Origin of the sequence: Wolbachia endosymbiont of Rhagoletis indifferens, assembly GCF_048537595.1 — a bacterium.
Lineage (GTDB): Bacteria > Pseudomonadota > Alphaproteobacteria > Rickettsiales > Anaplasmataceae > Wolbachia.
Window position 1 is genome coordinate 612,129 of record NZ_CP175923.1, and the last position, 17,202, is coordinate 629,330.

Sequence of the window (17,202 nt, forward strand, 5' to 3'; positions counted from 1 at the left end):
AAGTTTTAATTTTCAAGCTACTTACAACTACTAACACACGCTAGCATTCATCATTCCATCAAGAAAACTCCATAAGAGTTTTGCTCCCTTTTGAGCACCCTGCATAACTTTATCTTGCTCTTTTTCATCTAGATCTTCAATAAGATTTGCACACTCCTCAGAATGCCATTCATCAGCATGCATATGAACCGTAAAAAATTGAAGAGAACGCTCATCACTTATTGAATAGTGTTTTTTTAAACCTTCAATTTTAGACTTAGAAACCTCTGGAGTTTGACGTTCGTAAGCGTACAAGGCTCCAAGACCTGCCGCAAAACCTGATCTTACAATGTCAAAGTAACCGTCAACTAATTCTTGCGTCTCCTTAATCTGTGCATCTTCAAGAAGTTCAGATCGTGCTACTCCTAGTCCTTCAGCAAAACGCTGCCATAACTCTGGATGATTTTCATCACCTTGTTCTTCTTCTATCAAATTACCAAGCAAAACCTGTCGCATTTTTAGATCTGGGCACAAAAAATGTATACCACTGATATAACGAGGAAACGCAGCAACGTGGTGATAATATTCTTTAGCATAGGTTTGTAAAGCTTGCAAGCTTAAGCTTCCTGTATTCCATGATTGGTAGAATGGATGATTTAGTAAGTGCAACTCATCTAACTTATTATTCAAAGATTTAGTAAATTCCATTATTTCCTCTATTATATCAACATATAGTTCATATATTATAGTTTTCTCATTGTTACGATCATGCTAAGATCAATACAACGGTGGGATTGGTAGGACTCGAACCTACGACCAATTCGTTATGAGCGAACTGCTCTAACCGACTGAGCTACAATCCCTTTTATCAATATTTATAATACACACAAAAGCAAATTTGTCTATTAGCTTATTTCACTATCAACCCAACTTAGCAAATCATTTGTTGCACCAATTTTGCGTGCAATTTCCTTACCATCTTGAAATATGATTAAAGTGGGTATAGATTGCACTCCATACTTACTTGGCACTTCAGTTTCTCCATCTATATCGAATTTGCAGATCTTGATCTTGCCTTTTCTATCCTTAGCCAATTGTTCGATACGTGGCATTAGACTTTTGCATGGCCCGCACCATTCTGCCCAAAAATCTACCAGCACGAACCCTTTATAGTCAATGACTTCAGATTTGAAATTTTGATCATTTACCGATGTAATATCATCACTCATAAAATACCTAAATTTTTGTAAAATATAGCGCATCAATTAGCAACTAATCAACTAAATTCTTACCGCAGAGCCTGAAAAATTGCCCTAAAGTGTTTTGCACAAACAAAAAACTTCTCACAAATGATTACATCTGGTGGTTAAAGATATCCACGTTTTCCCACCCCATTAAATCCAACTCAATACGAGTAGGAAGAAATTCAAAACACTTTTGGGCCAATTCTTTTCTATTTTCACGTTCCAGCATTAAGTCTAGCTTTTCCTTTATCTTATGAAGATACAAAACATCAGATGCAGCATAACTTTTTTGTTTGTCTGTCAAATTTTCATTTCCCCAATCAGAAGATTGCTGCTGCTTATTTAGTTTGGTATCAAGCAGCTCTAAGCACAACTCTTTTAAGCTATGATTATCTGTGTAAGTGCGAACCAAACGTGAAGCTATTTTTGTGCAATAGCACGGAAGTGCCCAAGTTTCCAAGTAATGACGTATTATGCTTACATCAAATCGCGCGAAGTGAAATATTTTAGTTATATTTTTATCCTCTAATATTTTTCTCAAATTTGGCGCTGTATAATCGTTCTTGAGTTGAACTAAGTGAGCGTTGCCATCATTAAAAGAGAGCTGCACAAGGCATAATCTATCTCTGCTATGAAGTAGCCCCATTGCCTCGGTATCAACAGCTATAGACCTTACATCATCTGGTATTGAACTAGCTGGCAAGTCGTCTTTATATAAAAATATTCCCATAAAATTAATACATTTTTTGGCACAATTGAAAACCTATGATAATCAAAAATGAGCCTTAAGTATACGAAAAGATCATAGAAGGAACCACACAAATTTATGGGCTCTCACATTTTTCGTGTACACGGGGTTTACAAATCGCTGTATATGCCTATAATTAAGTAAATTTAGGTTAATTTAATTGCGGGAGTAGCTCAGTTGGTAGAGCGCAACCTTGCCAAGGTTGAGGTCGAGGGTTCGAACCCCTTCTCCCGCTCTTTACTTTCAAAATCATTTCGTCAAAGATTCCTTGACAAACTCCGCCAGCCCCCTTATCATGAAACTGAAGGTATTCAGTTATCTTCATCTGTGCAGATTAAACAGCAAAAAAAACAACGTACTTGGCGTCTTATTTTTAATTTTTCGCACTATGTGCACCTTATGTCTTTATAAAACTTTTAGGTTTCTACCTATACAAGCCGAAACGCGCTTATAAAGCGTTTAAGACAGTATAGTACGCCAATTTGAAGGATTAGAGAGTGAACACTAATTACCACGGGATTTCTTTGCCTTTTTTTCTGCTTAGTAAATTTCTTAAACATTTAAGCTAAGGTGAGTTGCATTTAAAAGCAGCTAAATTGCAGTGTTTAAGACTTAAAAAACGCCAATACTGAAAATAGATAGTAATCGGGGCTTCTTTTGCCTTTTTTTTCGTTTGGTAAATTTCTTAATGTTTATAGCTAAACGACAACCGTCATTCCCCTACGTGTTAGCGGCTGAGATACCGCGAATGAATCCACAACTGTACGAACATTGTGATTTGAGAACAATCTCCGCCAGGAAGGGTGTCATCCCAGTGCCCAGACACTGGGATCCAGGAAACTTAATTGCAAGTAATGCATTGGGTTTGGTGAGTATGGGTTTTGCGTTATAGAATGAAGCACTTTTGATGAATTTGTAAAGAAAACTAGATTCCAGTGTCAAGCACTGGAATGACACCGAAGGAGCTACTGGGATGACAGGGGAAGTTGACAATCATCATCCCGCTGCTGTGTTAGCGGGATCTAGAGATACCGTGACGGGATGACGTAGAGCTCGCATTAGCTATACTTTTATGCTCACCAACTTAGCTGGATCCAAGTATTCAAGCTACTTCGATGACAAAAGGTGATACTGGAGTAATAGAAGGTAAGAGAGTGACAGGGAGTAGTGCAAAAAGTTTCGTTATCCCCCTTGAATCGGCTTTAAAATCGATGTTCAAAGTTGAAATTTCCCTAGAAGATGCGGGGAAAATCAGAAAAGGTCAGGAAATTGTATTAAATAACTTGCGTAATTTAAAGAATTATGATACTTGTTATACGATAGTGGGTAGTGTACCTATTGCAATCTGCAGTTTTATTTATGGTTGTGTGAAACCTATTCGTGTTTTTAATATTTAAAATGAGGTTTAGATGTCGATAACATCCGAAAAGAAAAAGAGTTTGATAAATATATATGCAATTAAAGAAGATGATACAGGTTCATCTTTTGTACAATGTGCAATTTTGACCGAGAGGATCAGTAATTTAACTGAGCATTTTAAAGTGCACAAGCATGACCATCACTCTAAGCGTGGTTTACTTATATTGATAGGTAGAAGACGCAAGCACTTAAATTATATAAAGCGTAAATTTGGTAATGAAGCCTATCAGGAATTAATAAAGAAGTTAGGCATTAGAAAATAATCGAGGAATTTAGTATGTTTAAAATTATAAAAAAATCTATAGAGTGGGGTGGTCGTGCCTTATCTTTAGAAACAGGAAAAATAGCACGCCAAGCTCATGGTTCAGTAGTTGTAAATTACGGTGATACTTCTGTTTTAGTAACCGTTGTAAGTAAGAAGAAGGAAGAAAATGTTGATTTCCTACCTTTAAATGTACAGTTTATCGCAAAAAGCTATGCCATGGGTAAGATCCCTGGTGGCTTTTTTAAAAGAGAAGGCAAGCCATCTGATAGAGAAACTTTAATCTCAAGAGTAATAGATAGAAGTATAAGACCACTATTTCCAGAAGGATTTAATGATGAAGTTAGTGTGGTGTGCAATCTATTAACTTATGATACAGTCAATCCTCCTGAAGTGCCAGCATTGATTGGTACTGTTGCAGCTCTTGCAATTTCTGGTGTTCCTTTTTACTTTACTATAGCTGGAGTGATGGTTGGTTGTGATGAAAATAATAACTATATACTCAACCCTTCTGTTCAAGAGATGAAAGCAAGCAGCTTGGATCTATTTTTGTCTGGTGATGAAAATTCAATTTTAATGGTTGAATCAGAAGTGAAAGAGCTCTCTGAAGAAAATGTTTTTAATGCAATAAAATTTGGCCATGAACACCTTAAGCCTGTCATTGAGCTCATAAAAGAGTTTGCTGATACAGTTGGCAATAAACCTGAAAGCTTTGCTCCTGTTGATATATCAGATATAACACAAGAGCTTGAAAAACACGGTAAAGATTTTGAGAAAGCATATTCACAAACAGTAAAACAAGAGCGAGTTCAAGCTCTAGAAGCGATCAGAGATAATATATTGAATGCTCTTAAGGAAGCTGGAAAAGACGAAAAGTTAATTACGTATGCAGTAAAAAACTTTGAAAGATCTTTAGTACGTGAAATAATTAGAAAGAAAGGTGTAAGGATAGACGGTCGTAAGCATGATGAAATACGTCAGATAGAAATTGAAGTTGATGTTCTATCCAAGACTCACGGTTCTGCGTTGTTTACCAGAGGTAACACTCAGGCGCTGGTTGTTACTGCTCTTGGCACTACGCAAGATGAGCAAATCGTGGATGATATTGAAGGGGATAGACGTGAGCACTTTATGTTACATTATAATTTTCCTCCTTTTTCTGTTGGAGAAATTTCTACTGGACGTCCACCTGGAAGAAGAGAAATTGGTCACGGTAAACTTGCTTGGAAAGCAATTCATCCTGTTTTACCCGATAAATCTGAATTTCCTTATACAATAAGAGTAGTGTCCGAAATTTTGGAGTCTGATGGTTCTTCTTCTATGGCAACAGTTTGTGGGACTTCTCTTGCTTTAATGGATACGGGTGTGCCAATAAAGGCCCCTGTTGCTGGAGTTGCTATGGGCCTTATTAAAGATAAAGACGAGTATGTGATACTTTCCGATATATTGGGTGATGAAGATTATCTTGGTGATATGGACTTTAAAGTAGCAGGAACTAGTGAAGGGGTTACGGCACTACAAATGGATATGAAAATTTCTGGTATAAGCTTTGAAATTGTTGAAAAATCTTTAGAACAGGCAAAAGCTGGAAGATTACATATTTTAGAAAAAATGAATGCAGTGATTTCAGAACACAGTGATGATGTCAAAGACCATGCACCAAGAATGTTATCATTTTACATAGATAAAGATAAAATTTCTGCAGCTATTGGTGCTAAAGGAAAAAATATACGCAGTGTGTGTGAAAGAAGTAATGCAAAAATTGAAATAGGAGATGATGGTAAAGTTTCTGTTTTTGCCACGAGTGGCACTGAAGCTGAAATTGCAAAGAGTATGATGATTGATTCAATAACAGAACTAGAACAAGGTTCTATAGTTGATGTCAAGGTTGTAAGAATAGAGAAGTCTATTGTAGAGCTTGAATTTCTTAATGGCAGAAAAGGAAAAATGCACATAAGTGAAGTAGCTAATGAACACATAGATTCTATAGAGAGCATACTTAAACAAGATGATACTTTCAAAGCACTAGTAATTGACTTCGAAAAAGGTGGATGTCCAAAGTTGTCAAGACGTCGGGTTGATCAAGAGACGGGAGAGTTTTTTGAAGGTGAGCTTTACAACGAGGAAAGGAAAGATGGTCCAAATGACAGGGATAATTATTACAATAATTCATTTAATAGAAAACCTGGAGGAAGTCACCATAAGAGGCCTCCTCGTCCTCGTTCTGGTTTCAGCAACAGAAACAGGCCGAAATTTGGTAATAATGATTCATCATCAGGTTTTTATTAAGAGTAAACTTCTTGCGTTACCTCTCGTCATCCAAGTAGCTTGACTACTTGGACCAGAGACTTTTTCAAATTGGTAGATAATAGAAATGGGTATCTGTTCAGGGGAGTGGCTAATGTGCAAATATTGAGTATCTGTTCAGGGAAGTGGCTAATGTGCAAATATTGAAGCAAAAATTCCAGTGCTCCCTTTCTTGTCATCCCAGTGCTTGACACTGGGATGGCTTTGTTGCATAGCACCTTAAGCAGTGATGGTTTACGACAAATTTATGTAATGATTTCAAATTTAGCCATACCAATATCAGTGAATTTGTTGAGCAAATAGCACTTAATTAGTAATTCTTTTTCACGATTTACTTCAGATTTATTCCTAAAGCTAAATCCAAATACTTGCTTCAACCTTGAGAAAAATCCTTCTATGTAAGATCTCTTTCCATAAATTGCTTCCTTTTTCCACTCTTTTACACCATCTTGTCCATATAATTTTATTAACCTAATAGCAGCATTTCTGTCAGACATATAATCTATTTTTGAATGTTCTGCTGCATCCTTTTTTGGTAGAACTTTTGTCTTTATATCGTATTTCTTACACAATTTATAAAGTTTGTGCCTATCGTATGCCCTATCTGCATATAATGCTTTTATTTTGTGCTGAAAATTAACTTCTTCAAGCAAATCGCAAGCTCCATAGTGGTCAGAGTAGACGCCATTACTGTATCTTGCAGCTATAGCTTTTTTACTATTCACACTTAACATAACATGTAACTTTCTTACTTGCTCGTAGCTTCGGTACTTTCTATCTGCACTGTTTTCCTTACTGTGGCCAGGAGTGTTACTGTAAATGCTGATACTTGTGCTATCTATGATAATTTCAATATTTTCCATGTTGCTTTTATCAACCCTGCAATCATTTATCTTAATATTAAGTTTTTTAAACCTTCTTGATGCTTGTGAATAGCTGATAACTGCCAAATTTTTTCCTATTTGTTGCAGATATCCTTTTATAAACCCCACCGTTTGTCTTAAACCAATTCTAAAAAGATTGACAATTATATGCACCAAAATTACGACTTTATCACTGTAAATATTGTTGCCGCCCTGCATTTTTGGACTATTTTCATACCAATTTTCGATAGCTTCATCGATGTAACGAAAAATATTTCCCCTTTTTTCAAGGAATTTGTTATATTCGTTTTGGTTACTGACTTTCATTTTCTGTGGCATATTTTTTCTTCAACAGTTAAATGGTTATTTATAATGAATTTTGTCAGTAGCCACCAGATTTTTTCGGTTGCTATGCAACAAAGCCATCCCAGTGTCTGGGCACTGGGATGACACCATTTATTGTAACTCACATTTACTCTATGATTATCTTTTTAGATCACCTTGTCTACCTATTTTGCCACTCTGCTGAACGGATACAGAAATGGTTTGTGTTAACTAGCTAAAGATCTTAGGTTTGCCAACATTCCGCTACGTGTTAGCGCCGCGGCGCATAAGTGTTAAAAGTGCTATAAGTGGCATTATATAAGGTGGTTAACGGCATAAATTTCAATGGTAATAAAATAAATTAAAAAAGCGCCTTTTTGCCTGTGGTTAGAAGGTTTAAGCGAATTTTCGACGTGGTTTATCTGCTTTCCCAACAACGAAGGTTGATATCAAGAGGAGATTTACATACCATTAATCACCTTGTGTGATTGCACTTTCAACACTTATGCGCCGCGGCGGTATGACGTAGCTAGCTATATAGGGTCACAACGATGGATTTTTAAGATCGTTTACGGCCTTCTTAATATCTTCAGCCTTGAATATCGCCGATCCCGCAACTAAAATATCTGCACCTGCTTTTATTATATCAGCTGCGTTAGAAAAGTTAATTCCACCATCTACTGAAATTTGTGTTTTAAGATTATGCTCCTGTATCATTTTTTTTATAGTAGATATCTTGTTCAACTGTGAATGAATAAATTCCTGCCCTCCAAAGCCAGGGTTGACTGTCATAATCAGTACAATATCTAGCTCATGTATTATGTATTCAAGCACACTTGGGGAAGTTGAAGGAACAATTGAAACTCCAACTTGAATCGGTTTTTTTGCATCGTTTACATTTTTGTATGACTTTATCTTTCTTATCAACCTCTCAAGATGTATCTCTGCTTCTGCATGTACAGTGATAATATCAGCACCAGCATTTATAAAGCTTTCAATGTGGTTACCAGGAGATTTGACCATTAAATGCACATCAAAAGGAAGATTGCTATATTTACGTATTGCAGAGACAACGCTAGGACCAATTGTAATATTTGGAACGAAATTCCCATCCATAACGTCTATGTGTATGTAATCTACACCTAAATCGCTAATTTTTCTTACTTCTTCTCCTAATTTTGCAAAGTCTGCTGAAAGTATAGAAGGTGCAATTTTAATACTCATGAGCTGCCTTTTTTGCTAAAAAATAACTTATTTTTAAAACTCTGTCACCCTAAGCACCATCTGAATAACTAGAGGAACTGGATACCGATATCGGTATGCCTATTTAACTAGATCTTAAATTAGATAAAAAAAGGTAGTCTTGATAAAACTTATTTACAGCAAGTTTTTTTACATTTGGACTTTCTGTTTGTTCTTTTTTGTACCCTAATTTATAGCCTATTGAATCCTTATATGAACTGATCGTTTTGTATGCTTTGTTCATCTCTCTAGGAAAGATGCCATTAGCAATTACGACGCATAACCCCGTAGCTGTTGCAAAAGCTAGAGTGGTAAATGCTAGATTTTGTAAAAAATTCCTTCCACTAACTTTTTTTTCCTGTATATTAGCAGAGTGCGATTTGTTTGACACTTCTTCTAGATATTCATGCCATATGTGATTGCAGTTCGTACATTTTACCTTCCTTCCAGACGCGCCAATTTGCTTAGGAGATACTAAGTAAGTTTTAGTACAACTATTACATTGTATTTTCATAGCACTTACATATAAGTAGTAACAAGCCCAAATGATACGAGCTATAAATTTAATATCAATATATATATAACAAATGGAAGGTTTGCAACTAAAAAAAACACAGAGTGAGATAAAAGATATTTGGAAAAATAGAGAAAAATTTAATGACTGTAATCTAAAGAAAACAGCAAGAATAGCAATTAAAGAGGTAATTGAGCTCCTTGATAGTGGCAAAATTAGAGTAGCAGAAAAGCTATCAAGTGGAGAATGGGTAGTACATAAGTGGATAAAGCAGGCAATATTATTACATTTTCTCACTGAAGAAAGCAAAATAATAGACAATACCAATTGCTGGTTTGACAAGATCGGTAACAAGTTTAGTGAATGGAATGAGGAAAAATTTCGCCGGTTAAAAATTAGAGCAGTTCCTGGGTGTTTTGTTCGCCGATCTGCTTATATAGGTACAAATGTTGTTCTAATGCCAAGTTTTATTAACGTTGGTGCATATGTTGATTCAGGAACAATGATAGATACCTGGTCAACGATTGGTAGCTGTGCGCAAATAGGAAAAAACTGCCATATTTCCGGTGGAGTGGGAATAGGTGGAGTTTTAGAGCCTATTCAAGCTTCACCTGTCATTATAGAAGATAATTGCTTTATTGGAGCACGTAGCGAGGTGGCCGAGGGTGTGGTAGTGAGAGAAGGATCAGTCCTTGGCATGGGTGTGTTTATTGGGGCATCAACAAAAATTATTGATAGAGAAACTAGCAAGGTATTTTATGGCGAAGTGCCGCCTTATTCTGTAGTGATACCAGGGTCTATTCCATCTAAAAATAACATTTCAACCTATTGTGCAGTCATAGTAAAAAAAGTGGATGAAAAGACGAGATCGAAAGTCTCTATAAATGAAATATTGAGGGATTAAACTATCTCACTGCTTGTCGTCACTTTTTTTATCATTATTACTAACCACAGTAATGGCATACGCGCATAGCTCTGAGAAAGAGACTCCATTTTCTTGAGATAATTTATATAATTTTTGTAGACTTTCTTTTACTTTATTAGGGATATTCCCTCCACGTTCTTTTACAAGCCAGGAATCTTGATGATGAATTGGATGAGCATCACTTTTTGGATTTCCTATATATATTGCAAAAGGTGAACTTTGCCCTTTGAAGTCACATTGTACAGTAAATTTTTTTATAGATTCAGCCATCTAAAGACCTCTACTTTTCTTTTTGGTCGATTTTATAGCAGGTGGAAGAGGTGGTTTCTTTATAAAATCTTGTCTATTGACAACACTTTCTTTACCTTCCAAAGCTCGGCGAACATCAGCTATGCTTAATTGCGACTCTTTTGCTACCTTCATTCCATGCTTTGCCATAATATTAGCATATGCTAGTACTTTTTTTACCAATTCTAGATCACCATTTAGCATTTGAACTAGCACTTGAAATACCTCTGCTAAAGTTAACCCGTCAGCATTTATAACCTTGTTTTCTATAAAATTGACAGCTTCTTCAAATTTGTATTCAATACTATCATCTTGAGGTATAAGGGCAACATAATCGGTGTTTTTGTCGTCCATAACTGAAGCACTATTACTCACAAACTTAAGTTTATACTATATATATAAATACTCTACTATTTTATATTATGGCACACTATAGTTAAACATTTATTAATAACATGCTCACTTATATACACGAATTAATTGACAAAAGTCAAGGATCAATATCCATCAGTGATTTCATGAATGCCGTTTTGTACCATGAAAAATACGGCTATTATACGAATAAATTACCACTTGGTAAGGATGGTGATTTTACTACCGCACCTGAGATCAGCCAATTATTTGGTGAAGTAATTGCAGTTTGGATAATGCATACATGGGAAAAATTAGGAAAGCCATCAAAATTTTCTCTAGTTGAACTTGGACCAGGCAAAGGAACACTCATTCACGATATAATAAGAGTCACTAAAAAATACAGCAGCTTTTTTAATTCAATGTTGATCCACTTAGTTGAAATAAGCCCTACTTTACGGAAGATACAAAAGGAAAAATTAAAAGGCTTAGATGTTAATTGGCACAAAAATATTGACAACCTACCAGAACAACCAACCATTTTTTTAGCAAATGAGTTCTTTGACGCTCTTCCGATAGATCAGTTTGTATATCGTAATGAGGGGTGGTATGAAAATAGGGTGACAAAACAAGATGATGGCAGTCTCTTGGTGTCATGCCAGTGCGTGACACTGGAATCCAGAAAAAAAGAATCATGGATTCCAGTGTCAGCTACTTGCATGACAGGGGGTTTCGATGGTGCAGTGGTGGAAATATGTTCAACTGGGGTTGAAATATTAAAAAAACTTGAGAAGAAGATATATAATCATAAAGGAGCTGCTTTGATTATAGATTACGGTTATGTATACCCCGCGTATAAGAGCACTTTGCAATCGATAAAACAACATAAGTATGCTAATTTTCTTGAGAATGTTGGTAATAGTGATATTACCGCACTTGTAAATTTTCAAGCATTAAAAGATTCATTAAAACACGTAGATTGCGAGATTTTAACTCAAAGGGAATTTTTATATCTTTTTGGCATAAAAGAAAGAACCCAGGCTTTAATGAAAAGCGCAAGTGATGAACAAAGGAATAGGATCTTTAGTGAATTCCTAAGGTTGACTGAAAATATGGGCACTCTTTTTAAAGCAATGCTATTGATATAGCTAGCCCAAGAAAGGTTTCCCTACGTCATACCGCGATTCATTCGCGGTATCTCAGCCGCTAACTAGTAGCGGAATGACGAATTTGTTGTTTTTCAAATTGTAGGTAAACCTAAGTCACTTTAGCTATAGCATAGCTAAAGTAATTTATGTTATTGGGTAAGTTAAAAATATGATATAAATGAGATAATAGGGAGCTACTCACTATAGGAATAGAGTTGCGCGCGCGACCGAGGGTTTTATACCATTCTAGAAGTAATATACGGAAAAGGGGGGATTCGAACCCCCGACATATTTTCATATGTGCACGCTTTCCAAGCGTGTGCTTTAGACCACTCAGCCACCTTTCCATGCTTATTCATAATATTGAAAATTGTACTGCTAAACAATATAAAAACCTGGTATATAGGGTTCACCACGAAAATTTACAGTATTGTTAAACTTGCTTCTGCAAGTTGGAAATGTTTTATCGCAACCTGCAAGTATTGAATATTTATCTCCAGCAAAAATTTGGTATGAAGGCGAAGTAAACAATGTAACTACTTTATTTTTATATTCTTTTACTATACCTTCAAACGCTGTTGAGCCAAAGAATTTCACTACTCCGTGCTTATAATATTCATCACTCTCAGTTAAATTCGTGTCTTCAAATCTTCTTTCATCTATTACTTTAGTGATTGTACTTATTTTACTAAATTTTTTAGTATTGGCTTTACATTTATCATCGCAAAATTGTGCTCTGCATGCAGGAGAGTATAATTCTGCTATACTTCTCTCAAGCTTTGCTGAGAGACCTCTAATTTCAACAATAAATCTTCCACTACTTAATGTCACTTTACCAAAAGTTCCTGAATGTAGATTCATTGTCCCCTGGGTCAAGTCTTTATAATTCACAAGAAATATCTCAATATTTGCAAAGTCGTACTTTCCTGATAAAACATCTTCTTCTTTAATATCAACACTATTTAATATCCCTTCAATTTCTAGATTATCAGTTTTTAAATCGCTGTTTAATATTATACTACTGGCTGTAAATCCACTTGAAGATTTATAGAGTATATTATCAATATTTAAATCTTCATCATAGTCAGTGAATCCCATTACTTCTCCACCTGCGAGCTTTAATTTCCAGCACGTAGCGGTGGTAAGTAATTCTCCAGCTAAATGATTTTTTAGTGTGGTTTGCATAGGGGCCTCCTATAAATAATGATAGAGAAAGATAAGTAATAGCTACAATAATCGCTAATAAATCTCGTCTATATTCGTTTCTTCAAATCCCTATAAAAATTCTCATGTGGAGCAAGGGCAAGAAGTGTCAATTCATTATTTTGTTCATTATAAAGATAAGCCAACAAAGTAAGTTGATTAAAAATGGAAAATTTATACACACGAACATTTGCAAGGTCGCCTGATTTGAGCTCTCCAATATGTGGATTTCCTTGGACTTGCTTGATAGCTTCTTCAAGTTTAGGTAGTTGATTGTTATGCAGCTTTTTCATTGACCGCTTAAAAGTGTTGGTAAGAAGAACCTTCAAAATTTTGTAGATTTATACTCCTCAACATCACCTGATTTTGCATCTTCGATGCCTGAAAGGATTTCTTTAATGATGTTATAGCTTAGCTCAGGGTTATCTTCAACAACTTGACCAACTTTAGCCCAATGCTCGATTTGTTGTGGTACGGAACGATTTTGTAACATGGAATGAGACTGTACTATTTTCTCAAATTCTCCATCAAGATTTACTGTTATATCCATGATATTGTTACTTCTACTTTAAGCTATTATACCATATATTGGAAATTTTTTCAATATAAATAATTTTCATCTGGAAATACACACCACATTAAACTGTGGTGTGTACTAGCTGGTTAGAAAGAAAACTTCACACCAGTGAGCAAAAGAACTCCTTGGTTAAAAGGTACATCAACATTATTTTGATCTTTCAGCGCACCTTTTTCATCAGTCATAAAATAATGAAGAGCTGCGTAAGGAACAAATTTGCTCTTACTGCATGCAGGAGATAGATCATATTGAACGCCAAGTGCACCATCATGAAGCATATCTCCATCATTCATTCTGCTACCAAAGTACGTCAAACTTGTGTAGATATTCTCATGTTGATAACCAGCTCCTACAGTCCAATACATGGTGTTTATACTATCTTTACCAAATTGAGCTTCCAGCCCTTTCACTCTTTTGTCAGTATCAGGAAGCGGTTTATATTCTACAATTTTATCGTCAGCATCTATTTCTAGTTCTTTAATACCTTTTGGTTGACCAGATTTGCCCAAGTATGCAAAAGAAGCAGCAAATTTTACGCCTTGGTCTTCATTAATCTTATAATCAGCGCTTACACCCAAATTAACACCCATAAGGTCATTGTACTCTACATATTCATCATAAACATGCTTATCTTTATTTGGTTTTTTCGCTTGACCATACTCACCAACTGCAGAAGTTTTAACTTTTACATTATATTTATCAAAGTCATATTCATATGATGCACCAGCACTTACTATATGCTCATAATCTGGACCGACATGTTTTATGTCATCACCATCCTTTATAACAAATAAACTACTATCATAGCGAGGTGAATAGCTAACACCAAACCTTGCGCCCATATAATTTGGTGAGTAGTAAGCAACTCTAAACGGCAGTGTAGTCATAACGCCTTTGTTATATTTCCCTGCCATACGGAAAGAGAATTTTTCACTTTCACTCGAAAAACTTTCAGTGTAAAGACGTGGTGTTACATAAAATGGAAAGCTAGCAGCGCTTCCTTCTAAGTTCACTTTTCTGAACCAGTCACTATCTGCAGCTCCGTCAACAGTTGCAATTCTTGTTGCATCAAGTCTCATTAGAGCCTCAGGACCAAATTGGTAACCAAGCTTCACGTCACCATATTTTGAGTTAACAAACACATGCGCACTTCTGCCTTTTGCAGCATAAACACCCTGTGAAGCTCCCTTACCTTCGGTCACTGGAACATGAAACTGCACGTCAGCACCATAAAGAAGACCTAAATCTTCATTCTTATTTTCTGCTCTGAGGTGCAATATCGCGTCAGCAATCATACCCATATCGTTGCTGTAATCACCAATATTTCCTATTCCTTCATAGAATATTGGATTTGCTCCTTTTGCTATATCTGGAGTGGCATTATAATACTCTGTAGATCTGTTTGGCATAATGTTATAACGTTCATACTCTTTACCACTTGGCCCAGCTTTACCATAACCTTGAGCATCAACAACACCGCCAAAAGTTATTCTTAAATTACTTTGCCCTTGGTTGGTATCGATAACATCAACTCCACCAACTGAAACAACAGGACTTACCTTACCTTTTTTCTCTGTATTTTGATTAACAACTTTTACATCCTTCTTTACATCTTTAGCTTCAACTTTAGCATTCTTAGTTTTAGAACGCTTAGTTTTTGAAACTTTACCTTTTTCTATATTAGAATTCTTAGCGCTTAGAGCTTTCGCTTTTGAATCCTCTATAAGCTTTGCTTTTTTCTCATTTGCTAGCCTGATCTCCTCTTTTTTCTTCTGCTCGGCTGCTAATCTCATCTCCTCCTTTTTCTTAAGCTCTTCAGCTTTTTTTCTTGGATCAGCATTACATATTCTGTCCATCTTTTCTTTCAGTTTTTTATTTGATGTTTTCATAACTTCTGTTTTTCCAGAAGTTTTTGTGCTCTCTTGCTTTTTTATTTCCTTCATACTCTCATCAGGAAAGTCAGCTGCAAAGCCGCTGAAAGAATATAAAGTTAATAGAGAAGCTAGAGCAGTTCTAGTATAAATAGATTTTTTCATGAAGTGCCCCCAAAAAATTTCGAAATCATATCTTAAATGTAAATAGTATAAAAATGTTGAAAATTCAACTTAAAGCAACCTTATAACGAAAATAAAAGTAAAATGCAATACCTTAAAAGCAACTTTCTTAATACGCTCAACGTGTATATTAACCAAAATTTAGTACAGAGGTTCGCTTGTTAGTGCATTATAACTCTATATTTATTCTATGGAAGTAAAATTTTTTTATTCTAGCAATAGAAAGATTATAGAAAATACTATTGACAATAATATCAATCTACATTATAGTTAAATAAATTGTTTAGCTGATAGTAGATTAAGGTAGTTATGGATTTTAGTTTTTTACGCAATTGGTTTAGCACCACAGGTACTAGTGCAAGTAGTATAGATTCACAATTAGGTGATGTTGAACAATCAAGCTCCATCTTAGCAGATAACGGCAAATATAAGGTGGATGATGAGTTTGAGATCATTGAAGATTATGAATTTATAAATCCTGCTGACCCAAATGAACCACATTCTTTACCTTCTTCTTACCAAATAGATGAAAGTATTGCAGAAATTGCAGGATTTAATAAAGAGAAATTATTGGAAATGAGTAATTTCTGTAAAATAAGCTATGGCGATGACGACAATAAGCTAAGTGAAAAAAGATGTCACAACTTAGCTGAAGGAGTATACAAAACTGAATTTAAAGTTGTAGAAGATTTTGAAATTATTCCATCCACTGAAAAAATGTATAAAACTAGAGCTGAACTTATTAGTGAAGGTTATGAAATTATTCCATTTGGTAATGGATTCGAAAAAGATGCTGGTCATGTTTTTATAAAAGATAAAGAAATAACAATAGCTTACCATGGTACTCGTTTGAAAAATCCATTAGAATATGGCTTATCGGGCTTAAACGATGGAATCACTGATCTCAATTTGTTTTTTACTCCCTCAGAACTTTTACCTGAAGGTGGAAGAATGCATCGTGGCTTTAATAATTCGTTTCAAGATTCATGGCCTAATCTTTATGGCATTTTGAAATCTCATGCTGAAAAACAAAAATCAGAAATAAAAGATTTTAGAATTAATCTCACAGGTCATAGCATGGGAGGAGCTATTGCTAAGATAGCTGCTTTATGCCTCAACAAAAAAGAAGGCGCTGAAGATGTTCATGTTGCAACTTTTGCTGATCCAAGGGTTTTTGACCTTACTGCTAGTGAAATTTATAATGACGCTCTTCAGGAAAAAACCATAAGGGTCACTCACCACAGGCAAGATCCAGTGCCAGCAGTATTACCTGGTTCGTTTGGTTATGCTCACGTAGGTGCACAATTAAGAGTACCAACACCAGAAGGATATTCTGGTATAGATTATTTTCATGGAATAGATGGTTATCATGAAGCTATTAAGATGATGGATGAAAGTGATTTCAAGTCAAATAATAACGTATCTCTCTTTTACTATCCTGCTAGAGCATTAAGTCGAATTAGCTGTGTGCTTGGAGGTAATGCTCAACATTATTTTGCCAATTTCCAAAATTATATTTTTGGCGAATCAAATTTTTTTGAGAAAGTAAAAAAGGAATATCAAGATAATAAATTAAAAAGTTCTTCTCAGGTTGAACAAGTAGAAGTTGAGCAGATAGCACATGAAAGTTTCCCAGCAATAGGTGGATAGCTACTATTATGGAGCAATTGTTAGATTGCTCCATAATATCTGTTCATTTAAATTCAATACAAAACTTTCCACCACAAGTTATTTGCCACTCTTCTGTATCCGTT

General features: G+C 35.3%; 20 protein-coding genes, 3 tRNA genes and 1 pseudogene. 7 read left to right on the top strand and 17 right to left on the bottom strand.

The window, feature by feature from the left end; translation table 11 throughout:
• Positions 1-30 precede the first annotated feature (30 nt).
• From ACJZL1_RS03095 to ACJZL1_RS03110, 4 genes are all read right to left on the bottom strand, one after another.
• Positions 31-687, bottom strand: coding sequence for a CADD family putative folate metabolism protein (locus ACJZL1_RS03095; protein ID WP_419247500.1), 657 nt, complete (start codon positions 685-687; stop codon positions 31-33).
• Between the two features lie 81 nt (positions 688-768).
• Positions 769-842, bottom strand: a tRNA-Ile gene (locus tag ACJZL1_RS03100).
• Between the two features lie 42 nt (positions 843-884).
• A complete protein-coding gene (gene trxA / locus ACJZL1_RS03105) occupies positions 885-1,208 on the bottom strand; it encodes a thioredoxin (protein ID WP_265025796.1) in 324 nt (107 codons plus the stop codon).
• Positions 1,209-1,332: 124 nt separating this feature from the next.
• Positions 1,333-1,953 (bottom strand): ribonuclease H-like domain-containing protein, encoded by a 621-nt coding sequence (locus ACJZL1_RS03110; RefSeq protein WP_341818518.1) that lies wholly within the window; start codon positions 1,951-1,953, stop codon positions 1,333-1,335.
• A gap of 180 nt (positions 1,954-2,133) precedes the next feature.
• On the opposite strand from ACJZL1_RS03110, the gene ACJZL1_RS03115 reads away from it, so the two are divergent.
• A tRNA-Gly gene (locus ACJZL1_RS03115) sits at positions 2,134-2,206 on the top strand.
• A 485-nt stretch (positions 2,207-2,691) separates the two neighbouring features.
• On the opposite strand, the gene ACJZL1_RS03120 is transcribed toward ACJZL1_RS03115, so the two are convergent.
• The gene (locus tag ACJZL1_RS03120) at positions 2,692-2,964 is read right to left on the bottom strand and encodes a hypothetical protein (RefSeq protein WP_265025798.1); all 273 of its coding nucleotides are present in this window, start codon (positions 2,962-2,964) and stop codon (positions 2,692-2,694) included.
• A gap of 122 nt (positions 2,965-3,086) precedes the next feature.
• Between ACJZL1_RS03120 and ACJZL1_RS03125 the strand changes: the two genes are divergently transcribed.
• From ACJZL1_RS03125 to pnp, 3 genes are read left to right on the top strand one after another with little or no spacing between them, the layout of a single operon-like run.
• The gene (locus tag ACJZL1_RS03125; protein WP_419247501.1) at positions 3,087-3,368 is read left to right on the top strand and encodes a hypothetical protein; all 282 of its coding nucleotides are present in this window, start codon (positions 3,087-3,089) and stop codon (positions 3,366-3,368) included.
• A gap of 12 nt (positions 3,369-3,380) precedes the next feature.
• Positions 3,381-3,653: a 30S ribosomal protein S15 gene (gene rpsO, locus ACJZL1_RS03130; protein ID WP_419247502.1), complete on the top strand. Its 273-nt coding sequence runs from the start codon at positions 3,381-3,383 to the stop codon at positions 3,651-3,653.
• Positions 3,654-3,667: 14 nt separating this feature from the next.
• A complete protein-coding gene (gene pnp / locus ACJZL1_RS03135) occupies positions 3,668-5,941 on the top strand; it encodes a polyribonucleotide nucleotidyltransferase (RefSeq protein ID WP_265035083.1) in 2,274 nt (757 codons plus the stop codon).
• A 263-nt stretch (positions 5,942-6,204) separates the two neighbouring features.
• Here the strand turns inward: pnp and ACJZL1_RS03140 are convergent, their stop codons facing one another.
• The 5 genes and pseudogenes from ACJZL1_RS03140 to ACJZL1_RS03160 form a co-directional block, all read right to left on the bottom strand.
• Complete coding sequence (locus ACJZL1_RS03140; protein WP_419247219.1) at positions 6,205-7,161, bottom strand: IS5 family transposase; 957 nt, start codon at positions 7,159-7,161, stop codon at positions 6,205-6,207.
• The gene (locus ACJZL1_RS03145; protein ID WP_353285084.1) at positions 7,146-7,292 is read right to left on the bottom strand and encodes a hypothetical protein; all 147 of its coding nucleotides are present in this window, start codon (positions 7,290-7,292) and stop codon (positions 7,146-7,148) included. The genes ACJZL1_RS03140 and ACJZL1_RS03145 overlap by 16 nt, the downstream gene beginning before the upstream one ends.
• Before the next feature lie 397 nt (positions 7,293-7,689).
• Positions 7,690-8,370, bottom strand: coding sequence for a ribulose-phosphate 3-epimerase (rpe, locus tag ACJZL1_RS03150; protein WP_265025803.1), 681 nt, complete (start codon positions 8,368-8,370; stop codon positions 7,690-7,692).
• Positions 8,371-8,473: 103 nt separating this feature from the next.
• Complete coding sequence (locus ACJZL1_RS03155) at positions 8,474-8,779, bottom strand: hypothetical protein (protein ID WP_419247537.1); 306 nt, start codon at positions 8,777-8,779, stop codon at positions 8,474-8,476.
• A gap of 66 nt (positions 8,780-8,845) precedes the next feature.
• Positions 8,846-8,902, bottom strand: a pseudogene (locus ACJZL1_RS03160) (hypothetical protein); the annotation flags it as partial.
• A 73-nt stretch (positions 8,903-8,975) separates the two neighbouring features.
• Here ACJZL1_RS03160 and dapD point away from each other — a divergent pair.
• Positions 8,976-9,806 carry a 2,3,4,5-tetrahydropyridine-2,6-dicarboxylate N-succinyltransferase gene (dapD, locus tag ACJZL1_RS03165; protein WP_265025805.1) on the top strand — a complete coding sequence of 277 codons (831 nt, stop codon included), beginning with the start codon at positions 8,976-8,978 and terminating at the stop codon, positions 9,804-9,806.
• Between the two features lie 6 nt (positions 9,807-9,812).
• On the opposite strand, the gene ACJZL1_RS03170 is transcribed toward dapD, so the two are convergent.
• The gene (locus ACJZL1_RS03170) at positions 9,813-10,097 is read right to left on the bottom strand and encodes a DUF2610 domain-containing protein (protein ID WP_007549418.1); all 285 of its coding nucleotides are present in this window, start codon (positions 10,095-10,097) and stop codon (positions 9,813-9,815) included.
• A complete protein-coding gene (locus tag ACJZL1_RS03175; protein WP_419246963.1) occupies positions 10,098-10,469 on the bottom strand; it encodes a hypothetical protein in 372 nt (123 codons plus the stop codon). It abuts the gene before it with no gap.
• Between the two features lie 101 nt (positions 10,470-10,570).
• Between ACJZL1_RS03175 and ACJZL1_RS03180 the strand changes: the two genes are divergently transcribed.
• Positions 10,571-11,614 carry a class I SAM-dependent methyltransferase gene (locus ACJZL1_RS03180; RefSeq protein ID WP_265025806.1) on the top strand — a complete coding sequence of 348 codons (1,044 nt, stop codon included), beginning with the start codon at positions 10,571-10,573 and terminating at the stop codon, positions 11,612-11,614.
• A gap of 260 nt (positions 11,615-11,874) precedes the next feature.
• Here ACJZL1_RS03180 and ACJZL1_RS03185 read toward each other — a convergent pair.
• From ACJZL1_RS03185 to ACJZL1_RS03205, 5 genes are all read right to left on the bottom strand, one after another.
• A tRNA-Ser gene (locus ACJZL1_RS03185) sits at positions 11,875-11,961 on the bottom strand.
• A 31-nt stretch (positions 11,962-11,992) separates the two neighbouring features.
• Entirely contained in the window at positions 11,993-12,799 is an 807-nt protein-coding gene (locus ACJZL1_RS03190; RefSeq protein WP_419246964.1) for a DUF2163 domain-containing protein, read from the bottom strand.
• Between the two features lie 68 nt (positions 12,800-12,867).
• Entirely contained in the window at positions 12,868-13,110 is a 243-nt protein-coding gene (locus ACJZL1_RS03195) for a type II toxin-antitoxin system RelE/ParE family toxin (RefSeq protein ID WP_265025808.1), read from the bottom strand.
• A 32-nt stretch (positions 13,111-13,142) separates the two neighbouring features.
• Positions 13,143-13,367, bottom strand: a complete 225-nt coding sequence (locus ACJZL1_RS03200; RefSeq protein ID WP_265025809.1) for a ParD-like family protein — start codon at positions 13,365-13,367, stop codon at positions 13,143-13,145.
• A 113-nt stretch (positions 13,368-13,480) separates the two neighbouring features.
• Positions 13,481-15,430, bottom strand: a complete 1,950-nt coding sequence (locus tag ACJZL1_RS03205) for a WD0745 family porin (RefSeq protein ID WP_419246965.1) — start codon at positions 15,428-15,430, stop codon at positions 13,481-13,483.
• 327 nt (positions 15,431-15,757) lie between these two features.
• On the opposite strand from ACJZL1_RS03205, the gene ACJZL1_RS03210 reads away from it, so the two are divergent.
• Entirely contained in the window at positions 15,758-17,098 is a 1,341-nt protein-coding gene (locus ACJZL1_RS03210; protein ID WP_353285087.1) for a lipase family protein, read from the top strand.
• Positions 17,099-17,202: the final 104 nt, after the last annotated feature.